This is a genomic window from Jiella soli, from assembly GCF_020615385.1.
Lineage (GTDB): Bacteria > Pseudomonadota > Alphaproteobacteria > Rhizobiales > Rhizobiaceae > VKMB-3413.
Window position 1 is genome coordinate 1 of record NZ_JAJAVB010000037.1, and the last position, 15,268, is coordinate 15,268.

Consider the following 15,268-nt stretch of genomic DNA (forward strand, 5'->3'; position numbering starts at 1 on the left):
CCAGAGTGTGAATCATAAATCAGATCCAGACAAAACCCATTCTCAAACGGTCTCTTAGGCCAGTCGGTTAGCGTCGGCTGGTGTGCGTCGGCGCGAAGGCGCCGCGAAGCACCCTCGCCTCTCACCGATCAGCGCGCTCGCTATTGCAGACGCGTAAGCGCAGCTGCGAGCTTCTCGGCCTCCAGACGGTAGCCTTCCCGCTTGGTCCGTTCCTGCTCGACCACGTCGTCCGGCGCGTTGGCGATGAACCTTTCGTTCGACAGCTTCTTGTCGATCCGCGCCATCTCGCCCTCGGCCTTGGCGTGCGCCTTCGTCAGACGGGCGCGCTCGGCGGCGATGTCGATCATTCCGGCGAGCGGCAGGGCAAAGGTCTGGCCGCCGACGACGATCTGGGCCGATTGCTCCGGCGCGCTGCCTGCCGTCTCGATCTTGCTCAACCGCGCCAGTCGCTGCAGGGCAGAGCGGTGCCGTTCGATCCGGGCGCGGGTCGCCTCGTCCGGCGCGATCGCCTGGAGTTCGGCCTGAGCGCCCGGCGGAACGTTCATCTCAGCGCGCACGGAGCGGATCTCGCTGACGAGATCGACCAGCCAGTTGATGTCGTCGGCGGCCTCCCGGTCGGTGAAATCGACCGCCGGCCAGTCGGCATGGCAGAGCAGCGTGGCGCGCCCTCCCTCAGCGGTCGTCGACCAGAGCTCCTCCGTAATGAAGGGCATGAAGGGGTGCAGGAGCGCGTAGATCCGGTCGAGGACGAAGCCCATGACGGACCGAACTTCTGCCGCCGCCGCCTCGTCTGTATCGTTCAGCGCCGGCTTGGCGAGTTCGACATACCAGTCGCAGAAGAGGTTCCAGACGAAGCGGTAGAGCGTCGCCGCCGCATCGTTGAAGCGATAGCCCTCCAGCGCCGCATTCGTCTCGGCGATCGCGCGGGACAGTTCGGTGACGATCCAGCGGTTGAGCGGCTGGGTCAGGCTGTCCGGGTCGATCGCCTCGCCGTGCACGGCTCCGTTCATCTCGGCGAAGCGCGTCGCGTTCCAGAGCTTGGTGCCGAAATTGCGGTAGCCGGCGATGCGCTGGGTATCGAGCTTCACGTCCCTGCCCTGCGCGGTCATGATCGCCAGGGTGAAGCGCAGCGCGTCGGCGCCATATTCGTCGATCAGATCGAGCGGATCGACGACATTGCCCTTCGACTTCGACATCTTGGCGCCGTTCTTGTCGCGAACGAGTGCATGCATGTAGATCGTGTGGAAGGGCTCGGTGCCGGTGAATTCGAGCCCCATCATCATCATCCGCGCGACCCAGAAGAAGATGATGTCGAAGCCGGTGACGAGGACCGAGGTCGGATAATAGGTCGCGAGCTCCGGCGTCTCGTCGGGCCAGCCGAGCGTCGAGAACGGCCAGAGCGCCGACGAGAACCAGGTGTCGAGGACATCCTCGTCGCGCCGAAGCGTTACCCGCTCCAACCCTTTGGATCCATATGAGTAGGCGAAGGCATCTCCGAAGTTTATCTCTACATTCTCTCCATATTCCTGCCTTGCAAGACCACGGACCTCTTCTTCATCTTTCCCGACAAAGCACTTGTAGTTAAAGTGGGGGGCACGTGAATTAGTATCTTGTCTGACCCAACGCTCGATTGACTCTTTTGAGTCACCGTACCAGGCCGGGATCTGGTGCCCCCACCAGAGCTGGCGCGACACGCACCAGGGCTGGATGTTCTCCATCCAGTCGAAATAGGTCTTCTCATAGGTTTTCGGCACGATCGCTGTGCGTCCTTCGCGCACGCTCGCGATCGCAGGCTTGGCGAGTTCGGCCGCATTGGCGAACCACTGGTCGGTGAGCATCGGCTCGATGACGACGCCGGAGCGGTCGCCGAAGGGCTGCATGATCGGCCTGTCCTCGACCTTGATCATCAGGCCTTCGGCATCGATCTCGGCGACCACCTTTTCACGCGCCGCGAAGCGGTCGAGGCCGCGGAAGGCATCGGGAACGAGGTTGATCTCGTCGACCACCGCGGCATCTGGCGATCCGCCGGAGGCAACGATCTCCGCCGCCCGCGCCGCGGCCTCCGCGTAAGGGGCGCCGTCGGACCGCATGGCGCCGCGGGTGTCCATCAGCCGGTAGAGCGGAATGTCGTTGCGCCGGGCGACCTGATAGTCGTTGAAATCATGCGCGCCGGTGATCTTCACCGCGCCAGAGCCGAAGTCGGGATCGGGATATTCGTCGGTGATGATGGGGATCAGCCGGCGGTGTTCCTTGGGGCCGACCGGGATCTCGCAGAGCTTTCCGACGATCGGGGCATAGCGCTCGTCGTCCGGATGCACCGCGACCGCGCCGTCGCCGAGCATGGTCTCCGGCCGCGTCGTCGCGATCGAGATATAGTCCCGCGTCTCGCGCAGGGTGACGTTCCCGTCCGAATCCTTCTCGACATATTCGTAGGTCTCGCCGCCCGCCAACGGGTACTTGAAGTGCCACATGTGGCCGGCGATTTCGCGGTTCTCGACCTCGAGGTCGGAGATCGCAGTCTCGAACTTCGGATCCCAGTTGACGAGCCGCTTGTCGCGGTAGATCCAGCCCTTGCGGTAGAGCTCCACGAAGACGTGCAGCACCGCCTTGGACAGGCCCTCGTCCATGGTGAAGCGCTCTCTGGACCAGTCGCAGGAGGCGCCGAGCCGCTTCAACTGGCCGAGGATCGCGCCGCCCGATTCCGCCTTCCACTGCCAGACGCGCTCGATGAAGCGTTCGCGGCCGAGCTCGCGGCGGGTGACGTTCTCGCCGGACGCCGCCATCTGCCGCTCGACGACCATCTGCGTCGCGATGCCGGCATGGTCGAGACCCGGCTGCCAGAGGACGTTCTTGCCACGCATCCGCTCGAAGCGGATCAACACGTCCTGAAGCGTGTCGTTCAGCGCGTGCCCCATATGGAGCGAGCCGGTCACGTTCGGCGGCGGAATCACGATGGAATAGGCTTCGGCGCCCGCCTTCGCGCCGGCTCCGGCGGCGAAGGCGTTTGCCTGATCCCAGCGGGCAGCGATCCTCGGCTCGATGGCGGCCGCGTCATAGGTCTTGTCGATCATGAATTGTCCAGAAGGCGTTATAGCGTTGCCTTCCGGTTAGCGCCTTGCTTTCGGCGCTGTCAACGAAACCGGCCGGGATTGCGCTCATCGGGCCACGATGCGGCTTCGTGGCCCGATGCGAGCGCGGCGGCGCTTGCCGCACTGCCTGTCACAGGCAGGTCGGCATTTTCGGCACGTCTGCCCAAAAAACCCGCCGACTCGGCTGGAGTCGACGGGAGTTGGTGAGTGTGCTGCAGCTACCCGTATGCCAGACGAACCATTCGCCAGCCTTGGCTTTTGTCCGAAGGCGCCGTCGGTTCTGCCGAACTGTGATGAGGCTGGGGCGTGCTAGGGCGGAACGCGCGGTGGAACGCGTCAGTCGTCCTCGTCATGCGCCTGCGCCTCGGCGGAGAGGAAGTCGCCGAGAGGACCGAGCGGCTCGATATAGCTCGCGAAGACCTTCATCGCGACCATGAGCGGAACGGCCAGAAACATACCGACAAGACCCCAGATCCAGCCCCAGAAGGCAACGGACAGGAAGATCGCCGCGGCATTCATCTCCAGCCTGCGCCCGACGATCATCGGGGTCAGGAACTGGCCTTCCACGGTCGTGCAGGCGAGATAGAGAAGCACCGGCACGAGGGCACCGCCGAGATTGCCGAACTCGGCGAGCGAGACCACGCCGACGATGCCCATCCCCATCACCGCGCCGATATAGGGAATGAAGTTGAGGAGGGTCGCCAGCGCACCGAAGATCACGGGCGTCGGCACGGAGACCCACCACAGGGCCGTACCCACCGCGGCGCCGAGGCCGATATTGATCAGCGTGATGGTGAGGAGGTAGCGCGAAAGCTCGCGCTCGATGTCATGCGCGATGTGCAGCGCCCGCTTCTTGTCCGACAGCGTTGGCATGGCGCGCACAAGCTTCTGGTAGAAGAGATCCCCGGACGCCAGCAGGAAGAACAGGAAGACCAGCGAGAAGGCGACTGAGGCGATGACCTGCGGAACGATCACCGTGACGTTGTCGAGCAGGCCCGGGTTCTTCACCACCACTTCCTGGGGCTGGTCCCCACCCGCCGGCGCGCTCGGCGTCTGCGCGTCGTTCGCCGCCTCCTGCACCTGCTTCTGGGCGGTCTGCAGACGCTGCAGCCTCTGCTGCACGGACCGCAGTTCGTGATCGACGGCAGCCGCGTATCGCGGCGCATTGTTGATGATGTTGGTGATGGGGTCACTCAGCATGTAGAAGCCGAGGACGAGGGTGAGAAGCGACCCGATCACCAGCACGAATGCCGAGATCGGCTCCCATATGTGCAGCCGCCGCCTCAGGAACCGGACGATCGGGCTCATGACCAGCGCGAACAGGATGGCGATGATGACCGGAAGGACGAAGCTGGCGGTCAGATAGAGCGCACCGAAGGACAGAATCAGGAAGATCCCGATCACCGCCCAGCGGGGGCCGTGCTCGAATTTCTGCTTGTTGACCAGTCCGATGGTGGGCGCGATGGTCGTCCCGCGGGAGTCAGGCGTCTTCTCGCTGCTTCGTTCCGACAAGCTCACCCTCCCGATCGCGCGGTGTTAACGGCTTCGTGAGCTGTCGGTTCCCGCCTATCAGTCTGCCCGAACGCCGCATCTGGCGCCGCTCGCGCGTGCCGGCGAGACAGCGCGGTTCACCTCGGCCGGCGGCCCGCAAAGCAGCTCATGCGAGGTCCGGCCGATCCCTGGGATATGCCGGACTTCAAGCCGATCTATCGCCGCCAAGTCGCGGGTACGGCACGCCAGCGCTTCACTCGGACGAAGGTCCAACCGGGCGCCGCCGCATCAGTGGAGAATCTGCGACAGGAAGAGCTTGGTGCGCTCGTGCTGCGGATTGGTGAAGAAGGCGTGCGGCTCGTTCTCCTCCACGATCTGGCCGGCATCCATGAAGATCACCCGGTTCGCCACCTGGCGGGCAAAACCCATCTCGTGCGTCACGCACAGCATGGTCATGCCCTCCTCCGCGAGCCCGACCATCACGTCGAGCACCTCCTTGATCATCTCGGGATCGAGCGCCGAGGTCGGCTCGTCGAACAGCATGATCTTCGGGCTCATGCAGAGCGAGCGGGCGATGGCCACGCGCTGCTGCTGACCGCCGGAAAGCTGGCCGGGATATTTGTGCGCCTGCTCCGGGATCTTGACCCGGGAAAGATAGTGCATGGCGACCTCCTCGGCCTTCTTCTTCGGCATCTTGCGCACCCAGATCGGTGCCAGCGTGCAGTTCTCGAGGATGGTCAGATGCGGGAAGAGGTTGAAGTGCTGGAACACCATGCCGACTTCGCGCCGCACCTCGTCGATCTTCTTCAGATCGCCGGTGAGCTCGATGCCGTCGACGACGATCTTGCCCTTCTGATGCTCTTCAAGCCGGTTGATGCAGCGGATCATCGTCGACTTGCCGGAGCCGGACGGCCCGCAGATGACGATGCGCTCGCCGCGCCGCACGGTGAGATTGATGTCCCGCAGGACGTGGAACTCGCCGTACCATTTGTTGACGTTGGCGAGCTGGACGGCGACCTCCTTGGAGATCTCGAGCTTCCGCGGCTCGGCGGGTTTGGTTTCGACGTCGACGGCCATGAAGTCGCTCCTTCAGCGCTTGTGCCCGGTGTCCAGCCGCCGCTCCGTATAGATGGAGTAGCGCGACATCGAGAAACAGAAGATCCAGTAGACGAATGCGGCAAAGATCAGTCCGGTCGCCGGCGTCGAGACGGTGATCCAGGAGGGATCGCTGAAGCCGCGGCGGACCGTGCCGAGAAGATCGGCGAGGCCGATGATGTAGACGAGGCTCGTGTCCTTGAAGAGCCCGATGAAGGTGTTGACGATGCCTGGGATCACGAGCTTCAGCGCCTGCGGCAGGATGATCATCCGCATCTTCTGCCAATAGGTGAGCGCCATGGCGTCGGCGCCCTCGTACTGGCCCTTGGGGATCGCCTGCAGACCGCCGCGGATCACCTCGGCCATGTAGGCGGCCGAGAACAGCGCGACACCGACCAGCGCCCTGAGGAGCTGGTTGAAGGTGACCCCTTCCGGCATGAACAGCGGCAGCATGAAGTTCGCCATGAACAAGACGGTGATCAGCGGCACGCCGCGCCAGAACTCGATGAAGACGATCGAGAGCAGCTTGACCGCCGGCATCTGCGATCGCCGCCCGAGGGCGAGCAGGATGCCGAGCGGCAGCGAGGCCGCGATACCGGTGAGCGCCACGACGAGGGTCAGCATCAGGCCGCCCCAGATGTTGGTCGGCACGTGCTGAAGCCCGAAATCCGCCGAAAGGACGAAGATGAAGGCGAGCACCGCCACCGTCGGAAGGAAGACGCCGACGACATTGCCGCCGCCGCGGCGCGAGCCGACTCCGACCGCGACGACCGCCACTAGCGCGCCGATGCTGGCGATCAGGGCGACAAGGCTGAGCGGGCTGAAGGCCATGTCGAGGAAGCGGATGGTCGTACCGTTGACGAAGGCGGACAACAGGAGCGCCAGGAGCGCGAACAGCGCCGCGGCCGCAGCCGCCTTCACCGGCAGCCGGTGGAAGCCGACGGCGGGATCCGCCGCGACGTCGCTGATCGTCACGCCCGCGGCGATCAGCAGCAGGAGCGAGATCGTGCCGCCGGAAAAGTCGAACTCGCCCCCCGTCAGCAGCACCAGCGTGACCACCGGGAAGACCGCAAGGAGCAGGGTCGCGTTCAGCCGCTTGTACGGGATCTTGGGGATCGCGACCCCGGCCGACAGGATGACGAGCATGATCAGCACGGTGTCGACTCGCCAGCGCTGATCGAGCGGATAGGTGCCATACATGAACTGGCCGAACTTCGCCGAGATGAAGGCCCAGCACGCGCCGCCCCCACCGCCGCCTTCCGGCGTGCAGGCCTCGCGGTCCGAGCCGATGAAGACGGCGTTGAACCACGCCCAGTCGAGGATGTGCCAGACGGCCCAGACGACGAAGATACCGCCGAGGACCGACAGGACCGAATCGACCGGGGTGGCGAAGAGATTGCGGCGCACGGTGCCGACGATGCCGACGTCGCTCGACGGCGGCGGCAGCGGCTGCTTCTGGTCACGCGCGATATACGGGGTGTAGGGGGCGACCTGTTCTTCCATCGTCGTTCCCTCTCAGCGCTCGACCAGCGACATTTTCGCGTTGAACCAGTTCATGAACACCGACACGGAAAGGCTGATGCCGAGATAGACGACCATCCAGATGCAGACGACTTCGATCGACTGGCCGGACTGGTTGAGCACGGTCGAGCCGACGGCGACCAGTTCAGGGTAGCCGATCGCGAGGCCGAGCGAGGAATTCTTCGTGAGGTTCAGATACTGGCTGGTCAGCGGCGGGATGATCACGCGGAAGGCCTGAGGCACGACGACGAGCCGCAACAGCTGGCCGCGCTTGAGGCCGAGGGCGGAAGCCGCCTCGGTCTGGCCCTTGGATACCGACATGATGCCGGCACGCACGATCTCGGCGATGAAGGCGCCTGTGTAGATCGACAGCGCCAGGAGAAGGGCGATGTATTCCGGCCGGATCTGGATGCCGCCGGCGAGATTGAAGCGGGTCGCCGTCGGGAACTCCAGCACCGCCGGCAGGCCGGTGACCAGGAAGGCGAGGATCGGCAGGCCGACGATCAGCCCGAGCGCCGTCCAGAGAAGCGGCTTGCGCTCCCCCGTGGCGAGCTGGATTCGCTTGTTGCGTCGGGCGAGGACCACCACCGCAACGAGGCCGAAGACGAAGGCGCCGAAGGTGACCCAGGCAAGCGGGTCCAACAGGATGCTCGGCACCTGCAGGCCGCGATTGGTGAGATAGACGCCAAAGAAATTCTCGGGGATCCCGCGCGGACCGCTGAGGACCGAGAGAACACCGAAATACCAGAACAGGATGACGAGCAGCGGCGGGATGTTGCGGAAGATCTCGACATAGATGGTCGACAGCGAGCGGATCAGGAAATTCTGCGACAGCCGGCCGATGCCGACGAGGAAGCCGAGGATGGTGGCTAAGAAGACGCCGCTGCCGGCGATGATCAGCGTGTTGGCGATACCGACGAGGATCGCCTGCCCGTAGGTGCCGTTGGAGGAATAGGCGATCGGCGTGATGGCGATGTCGAAGCCGGAGCGCGAATTGAGGAAGCCGAAGCCGGACGCGATGTTCGCCGCGGCGAGGTTGCGCGCCGTATTGTCGACGATCCACCAGGTGAACCCGACCAGGAAAACCACGAGCGCGATCTGGATCACCGCGCTTCTGACGGTCGGATTGGTCAAAAGAGACGACCCGCCGCCGCGCGGTAACGATTGGCTATCGACAGTCACGCAAGGACCCTTTCACGCCGACGACGAGGACCGGGCCCGTCACCCGGGCGGGCACGCGGCCCGCCGGTGGCGGACGCTCGTGTCGAGCGCCCGCCTGCCAGCATCGATCAGCGAACCGGCATGCCGTACTGCAGGCCGCCCTTGGTCCACAGCGCGTTCTGGCCGCGCTGGATCTTCAGCGGCGTGTTGACGCCGATGTTGCGCTCGAAGATCTCGCCGTAATTGCCGACGGCCTTGATGATATTGACCGACCACTCCTTCGGCAGGCCGATCGACTCGCCGAAGTTCTTGTCCTGGCCGAGCAGGCGCCGGATCTCCGGATTGTCAGAGGTCATCATCTGGTCGACATTGTCCTTGGTGACGCCCAGTTCCTCGGCGTCGAGAAGGGCGAAATGCGTCCACTTGACGATGTTGAACCACTGCGGGTCGCCCTGGCGCACGGCCGGTCCGAGCGGCTCCTTGGAGATGATCTCCGGCAGGATGACGTGCTCGTCCGGATTGCCCATTTCGAGCCGCGAGGCGGCAAGGCCGGAAGCGTCGGTGGTCAGGACGTCGCAGCGGCCGCTGTCATAGGCCGAGTTCACGCTGGACTGCGCCTCGATGACGACCGGGTTGTAGTTCATGTTGTTGGACTTGAAGTAGTCCGCGAGGTTCAACTCGGTGGTGGTACCGCTCTGGACGCAGACCGTCGCGCCCGAAAGCTCCAGCGCCGAGTTCACGCCGAGGTCCTTCTTCACCATGAAGCCCTGGCCGTCGTAATAGTTGACGCCGGCGAAGGCGAGACCGAGCGTGGTGTCGCGGTCCATCGTCCACGTCGTGTTGCGGGCGAGCATGTCGATCTCGTTGTTCTGCAGCGCCGGGAAGCGCTGGACGGCCGAGAGCGGAACGTACTGGACCTTGGAAGCGTCACCGAAGACGGCGGCGGCGACGGCCTTGCAGTAGTCGACGTCGAGGCCCTGCCACTCGCCCTGGTCGTTCTGGGAGGCGAAGCCCGGCAGGCCGGTATTGACACCACACCGCAGCATGCCGCGGTCCTTCACGGTCTGCAGCGTCTGCGCCGAGGCGGCACCCGCCGCGAGACCTGCGATCGAAAGACCGATTATTGCGCTCAAAAGCGTCGATTTCATCAGGAAGCCTTCCCCATTTGGGTTTTGGTTTGTAACTCTCGGATCGACGCTCGAGACCGATGCGCAGCAGCCGCCGCGCTTGCGAGCCGTTCGGTCGACCGTGGCAATTCCATGTCATAAAAATGGGCAGGTCAAGAAGCTGACGCTTTTTTCCGTCTATTTCAGCGACTTCGAGCCAAACCGATTAACAGCAGAGCAGAAAGCAGGAAGATTGAGCACCGAAAGTCGAAAGACGCTTCACAAGGGGGCGAACACGACCCTCGCCCACGGTCCTTACGATCCGTATTCCTTGCATGGTTTCGTCAATCCTCCCGTAGTCCACGCCTCGACCGTGCTGTTTGAGGACACTGCCCGCCTGCGGGACCGGGCAAGCAGCCAATACACCTACGGGCTGCGCGGCACGCCGACGACGACCGCTCTGGAAGAAGCGCTCGACCAGCTGGAAGGATCGGCCGGAACCATCCTGGTTCCCTCGGGTCTCGCGGCGGTGACCGTGCCCCTTCTCGCCTTCCTTTCTGCCGGCGACCACTGCCTGGTCGTCGATTCCGTCTACTCGCCGACCCGGCAGTTCTGCAACGGGACGCTACGCCGCATGGGCGTCTCCGTCGACTATTTCGACCCCCATGTCGGGGCCAGCATCGCCGAGCTGATGCGCCCCGAAACCAAGGTCGTCTTCCTGGAATCGCCCGGCTCCAACACCTTCGAGATGATGGATGTCGCCGCGGTCTGCGAAGCTGCTCATGCCGGCGGCGCGGTGACCATGATCGACAACACGTGGGCGACGCCGCTGTTCTTCCGGCCGCTCGAACACGGCGTCGACCTGTCGATCCACGCCCTGACGAAATATCCGGGCGGTCATTCCGACGTGATGATGGGCAGCGTCTCGGCAACGGCAGAGACCTACAAGCGGCTGCGGGCGACGCAGTTGCAGCTGGGGATCAATGCCGCACCGGACGACACCTACCTCGTCCTGCGCGGCCTGAAGACCATGGGCGTGCGGCTCGCGCGGCACCAGGCCTCGGCTCTGGAACTCGCCGAATGGCTCGCGGGCCGGCCGGAGGTCGCCGAGGTCCTGCATCCGGCCCTCCCCTCCTTCCCGGGCCACGCGCTCTGGAAGCGGCAGTTCTCAGGCTCCAGCGGCCTGTTCGGTTTCGTCCTCGAAGGAAGCCTCGCCCGGGCGAACGCCTTCCTCGACGCGCTCGAACTCTTCGGCCTCGGCTATTCCTGGGGCGGTCACGAGAGCCTGGCCGTGCCGGTCGACCTGTCCGACCGCACGATCGCGACGGGCCCGCAAAGCGCCGGCGATGGCAAGGGGACGCTGATCCGACTGCAGATCGGTCTCGAAGACGTCGTTGATCTCCGGGACGACATGGAGACAGGCTTCCGCGCCGCCGCAGCAGTCTGACTCCCGCCGTAAAGCGGCAGGCCGGCACGCTTGCGGCGACGCGGCGCGCCGGTTCCTCTCGCCGCGTTTTCCCGCTAGAAGCCGCGCCGATAGAGCCGCGACGGAGACGAACCGCCATGACCAGTGCCGCGACGCCGAACGACAACGGCGAGACAAAGGCCGCCCTCCTCGCCGAGGCCCTGCCCTTCATGCAGGCCTATGAGAACAAGACCGTCGTGGTGAAATATGGCGGCCACGCCATGGGCGATGCGGCGTTGGGACAGGCCTTCGCCCGCGACATCGCCCTGCTGAAGCAGTCGGGCGTCAACCCGATCGTCGTTCACGGCGGCGGGCCGCAGATCGGCCGCATGCTGAACCAGATGGGCATCGAATCGCGCTTCGAGGGCGGCCTGCGCGTCACCGACGAGGAGACGGTCAAGATCGTCGAGATGGTCCTCGCCGGCTCGATCAACAAGGAGATCGTCGCGCTCATCAACGCCGAGGGCGAATGGGCGATCGGCCTGTGCGGCAAGGACGGCAACATGGTCTTCGCCGAAAAGGCCAGGAAGACGGTGGTCGATCCGGATTCCAACATCGAGCGCGTGCTCGATCTCGGCTTCGTCGGCGAGCCGGTCGAGGTCGACCGCACCCTGCTCGACCTTCTCGCCCGCTCCGAGATGATCCCGGTGATCGCGCCGGTCGCACCCGGCCGTGACGGCGCCACTTACAACATCAACGCCGACACCTTCGCGGGCGCCATCGCCGGAGCACTGGAGGCGACGCGCCTGCTCTTCCTCACCGACGTGCCCGGCGTTCTCGACAGGTCCGGACAGCTGATCAAGGAGCTGTCGGTCTCGGAAGCCAAGAACCTCATTCGCGACGGCACGATCTCCGGCGGCATGATCCCCAAGGTCGAGACCTGCATCGAGGCGATCGAGCGCGGCGTCGAGGGCGTCGTGATCCTCAACGGCAAGACCCGCCATGCCGTCCTGCTCGAACTCCTCACCGAACACGGGGCCGGCACGCTCATCGTGCGCTGATCCCGCCCGGCCGGAACCGACATTTCGGCAAACGCGCTGCCGCTGGGTCCGCGGCGTCGACGTCGGCTGGGCCTCGGCCGGGGCGATTTCGCGGTGCCGGGCGTCCGATTTCGACCGTTCGGCTTGTCTCAAGCTTCGAGGTCTATCATCTACGGCTCCCGGCCCAGCCTGCCGGCAGCCCTCAGATTGGACGCCATGTCATCGCAGCCCGCCCTCCGCCAGACAGAAGACGCGACGCCGCGGGATTTTGCCCATGTGCGCGACTGGGTCTTCGATCTCGACAACACGCTCTATCCCCGCCACTCGAACCTGTTTTCCCAGATTGACGAACGCATGACGTCGTTCGTGGCGGACCTCCTGTCCCTTCCGAAGGATGAAGCGCGCCGGGTCCAGAAGGACTTCTACCGCCGCTACGGGACGACGCTGCGCGGGTTGATGCAGGAGCACAAGGTCGATTCCGACAGCTTCCTGCAGTTCGTCCACGACATCGACTATTCGTGGATTTCCCCCGATCCGGCGCTCGGTGACGAGATCAAGGCGCTGCCGGGCCGCAAGTTCATCTTCACCAATGGTGATCGGCGCCATGCCGAAAGGGCTGCCCGCCAGCTCGGCATCCTCGACCATTTCGAGGATATCTTCGACCTCGTCGCCGCCGATCTCGTGCCGAAACCGGCCTCCGAGACCTATGACAAGTTCATGGGACTGCACCGGGTCGATGCCGCCCACGCCGCAATGTTCGAGGACCTTGCGCGTAATCTGGAAGTCCCCAAGCGGCTCGGCATGCGTACCGTGCTGATCGTCCCGCAGAATTTCGAGGACACGTTCGGAGACGTGTGGGAACATGAGGGCCGCGAGGGCCAGCATATCGACTATGTCACCGACGATCTGGTGACCTTCCTGCGCAAGATTCGCTGATCGCCAAACTTAAGGCTCTGCCGTCGACGCAGCCTGTCTGAGATTGGCGCGGTGAACGCTCGGGCTTGCGGCGTGATGCTGCGCGAAGACGCGGCGAAGCTGGCGCGCCGAACCGAAGCCGCAGCGCTCTGCCACCTGTTCGAGGCCGAGGCCGGAATGGGCAAGCATTTCGGCAGCGAGCGTGGCGCGCAGCCGGTTGACATAGCCGGGAATGGTCGTGCCGACATTCTGGCGGAAGAGCCGGGACAGGGTCCGCTCGCTCGCCGCCGCGATGCCGGCAAGTTCGGCCACGGTCCAGTCGCGGCCGGGCGCCGCGCAGATCGCGTCCTGCACAAGGTGGACCGCCGGATGCAGATGATTGCGGCCTTCGAGCCAGGGCGAGAGCTGGGGGTCGCCTCCCGACCGCCTCAGATAGACGACCAGATGCTTGGCCGCATCGCTGGCGACGGCCGGCCCGCACAGCCGCGAGACGAGATGCAGCGTCAGGTCGATGCCGGCGGTAACGCCGGCGCTCGTCCAGACCGCGCCGTCCTCGACGAACAGCCGATCGGCGAAGACGGTCGCCGTGGGCGCCGCGCGGGCGAGGTCTTCCAGCATGCCGAAATGCGTCGTGCAGTGTCGGCGATGCAGAAGTCCTGCCTCGCCGAGAAGAAGGGCGCCGGAGCAGATCGAGACGATCAACGCCTCGCCGTCGGATCGGAGCGACGGCGCGACGACGTCGCGCAGCCAGCCGACGATCGCGCGTCGGCCGAGATCGCGTTCCGCATCGCTCTCCCTCGGCCCAGCCGCACCGAGGACCGTATCGGCAGCACCGACGACGATCACGATCACCCCCGGCGGAAGCTCGTTCGGCAGTTGCTCGAGCGGACCGATCGGCAGGCCGACGGAGGTCACGAGTTCGCGCGAAGGCGAAACGAAGCGCAGTTCGAACGGACGGGGAGGCTCAACCATGTTGGCGCGGCGAAGGACCTCCGCCGGGCCGGCGATGTCGAGGAGGAGCGGACGAGGCGGAACGACGAGCAGAACCGGCCGCGTCTTCATCTCGGCGGGGCCCACTCAGGCGGCGGCCCGAGCCGCGGCCGGCGGCGCAAGCGCCTCGTCGACCGAGAGGATCCGCGCGAAGCGGCCGGCAAGGACGAGCTCCGTCCTCTGACGGATGTCGTCTGCCGTGTAGAGCCGCCCGTCCGCCGCGGTCATGTCGAATGTCAGCGTGGCCTCGGATACGAAGTCCACCTCATAGCCGAGATCGGACAGATGCCGGGTCGTCGTCTCGCAGCACTGCTCGGTGCGGATGCCCGCGACGATCACCCGGCGGACGCCGTTCTGGACCAGCCAGACGTCGAGGCCGCTGCCGACGAGTGCACTGTGCCGCCGCTTCGAAAAGACCTTGCCCGGAGCGACGTCGATCCCGTCCATCGTCCGCACATGGCCGGAACCTTGCGAAAACGGACCGGCATCCTCGACGTGGAAGATCTGAACGACCGGGATCTTGCGTTCGGCCGCGCCTGAAACGAGCCGGTTCAGCGCACTTTGAAAGCGCGGGAGGTGGTCCTCCTGCCAATAGGGGCGGTGGCGGAAGCTCTCCTGAACGTCGATCACCAGGAGGGCGGTGGCGGAAACGGGCATTTTCTGCGCTCCATCGCAAGCAGCTGACGAAGCCAGTTGAACCATCCAGCGCAGCGATCGGAAAGACGCACCGCCGCCAAACTGCGGACAAAATCAGCCACGCGCTGGAGACGCGTGGTTCTCACCGAGGTCTCGATGCCAGACATGACTGCGACCGCGCTCGGTCACCTTGAACGCGGGCATCCACGAGCTCAAGAAGAACGGATCAACGGCGCCTGCTGCCGGTCGAGGCGCACCTGACCGGCTGCTCCGCTTTCGACTGGTGGCGCGCCGTCAGTCGTCGAGGCGTGAGCGGCCGGACCGGGCAAGGCCTGCGCGGTGGGACGCAGACTTCTCCGCTGCCTCCTCGTCCTCTCCGCTCGGTGTGCCGCCGGCGCCGGCTTCGGCATGGTTCGCGTCGAGGATGGCGTCCATCTGGGCCGTTGAATCGCCGGTTCCGGTTCGAAGTGCCTTGCGGCGATCGTCCCGGCTTGCAGCGTCGCTGTCGCTCGCGCCGGGATGGGCCAGCGTCTCGTCTCTCGCGAGATGCTCCGGCGTATCCTTGTCCTGCTGTTCGCGCATCATCTTCGGGTCGGTGTCGAAATCGGGCATGGTCATTCCCCTCGGCCGCGTCTGTGGAACGCCGGCTGACGAAGTGGTATCGAACGCACGGAGAGAAAAGGACAAGGTCGGGTGCGGCAGCGCGACTGCGCCATTCCCTCGGCGATCGGCCTGTCAGCCTGGCAGATCATGATTGGCAAACGAAACCGTGCAACAGCGGTTCCGCCGGAGCGCCTGGCGGTGTTATCGGCGACACTC

At 65.1% G+C, this 15,268-nt stretch carries 12 protein-coding genes; 3 read left to right on the top strand and 9 right to left on the bottom strand.

Translation table 11 applies throughout. The annotated features are described in order from the left end of the window. Positions 1-140: 140 nt before the first annotated feature. From LH400_RS21960 to LH400_RS21985, 6 genes are all read right to left on the bottom strand, one after another. Positions 141-3,071 carry a valine--tRNA ligase gene (locus LH400_RS21960; protein ID WP_229155609.1) on the bottom strand — a complete coding sequence of 977 codons (2,931 nt, stop codon included), beginning with the start codon at positions 3,069-3,071 and terminating at the stop codon, positions 141-143. 354 nt (positions 3,072-3,425) lie between these two features. Continuing rightward, entirely contained in the window at positions 3,426-4,601 is a 1,176-nt protein-coding gene (locus tag LH400_RS21965) for an AI-2E family transporter (protein ID WP_255618202.1), read from the bottom strand. A gap of 267 nt (positions 4,602-4,868) precedes the next feature. Continuing rightward, complete coding sequence (locus LH400_RS21970) at positions 4,869-5,657, bottom strand: amino acid ABC transporter ATP-binding protein (protein ID WP_229155612.1); 789 nt, start codon at positions 5,655-5,657, stop codon at positions 4,869-4,871. 12 nt (positions 5,658-5,669) lie between these two features. Next, positions 5,670-7,178, bottom strand: a complete 1,509-nt coding sequence (locus tag LH400_RS21975) for an amino acid ABC transporter permease (RefSeq protein ID WP_229155613.1) — start codon at positions 7,176-7,178, stop codon at positions 5,670-5,672. 12 nt (positions 7,179-7,190) lie between these two features. Further along, positions 7,191-8,378 (bottom strand): amino acid ABC transporter permease, encoded by a 1,188-nt coding sequence (locus LH400_RS21980; RefSeq protein WP_370638456.1) that lies wholly within the window; start codon positions 8,376-8,378, stop codon positions 7,191-7,193. A 107-nt stretch (positions 8,379-8,485) separates the two neighbouring features. Further along, a complete protein-coding gene (locus tag LH400_RS21985) occupies positions 8,486-9,505 on the bottom strand; it encodes an amino acid ABC transporter substrate-binding protein (protein WP_229155615.1) in 1,020 nt (339 codons plus the stop codon). Between the two features lie 211 nt (positions 9,506-9,716). Between LH400_RS21985 and metC the strand changes: the two genes are divergently transcribed. The 3 genes from metC (at position 9,717) to LH400_RS22000 (ending at position 12,844) form a co-directional block, all read left to right on the top strand. Further along, positions 9,717-10,910: a cystathionine beta-lyase gene (gene metC, locus LH400_RS21990; RefSeq protein ID WP_229155616.1), complete on the top strand. Its 1,194-nt coding sequence runs from the start codon at positions 9,717-9,719 to the stop codon at positions 10,908-10,910. A 116-nt stretch (positions 10,911-11,026) separates the two neighbouring features. After that, on the top strand, positions 11,027-11,929 hold the full coding sequence (gene argB / locus LH400_RS21995; RefSeq protein ID WP_229155617.1) for an acetylglutamate kinase: 903 nt from the start codon (positions 11,027-11,029) through the stop codon (positions 11,927-11,929). Between the two features lie 195 nt (positions 11,930-12,124). Then, on the top strand, positions 12,125-12,844 hold the full coding sequence (locus LH400_RS22000) for a pyrimidine 5'-nucleotidase (protein WP_229155618.1): 720 nt from the start codon (positions 12,125-12,127) through the stop codon (positions 12,842-12,844). Positions 12,845-12,853: 9 nt separating this feature from the next. Here the strand turns inward: LH400_RS22000 and LH400_RS22005 are convergent, their stop codons facing one another. From LH400_RS22005 to LH400_RS22015, 3 genes are all read right to left on the bottom strand, one after another. Continuing rightward, the gene (locus tag LH400_RS22005; protein WP_229155619.1) at positions 12,854-13,885 is read right to left on the bottom strand and encodes a GlxA family transcriptional regulator; all 1,032 of its coding nucleotides are present in this window, start codon (positions 13,883-13,885) and stop codon (positions 12,854-12,856) included. 15 nt (positions 13,886-13,900) lie between these two features. Continuing rightward, positions 13,901-14,470: an isochorismatase family protein gene (locus LH400_RS22010; protein WP_229155620.1), complete on the bottom strand. Its 570-nt coding sequence runs from the start codon at positions 14,468-14,470 to the stop codon at positions 13,901-13,903. 273 nt (positions 14,471-14,743) lie between these two features. Then, positions 14,744-15,061 carry a hypothetical protein gene (locus LH400_RS22015; protein ID WP_229155621.1) on the bottom strand — a complete coding sequence of 106 codons (318 nt, stop codon included), beginning with the start codon at positions 15,059-15,061 and terminating at the stop codon, positions 14,744-14,746. Between the last annotated feature and the right edge of the window lie 207 nt (positions 15,062-15,268).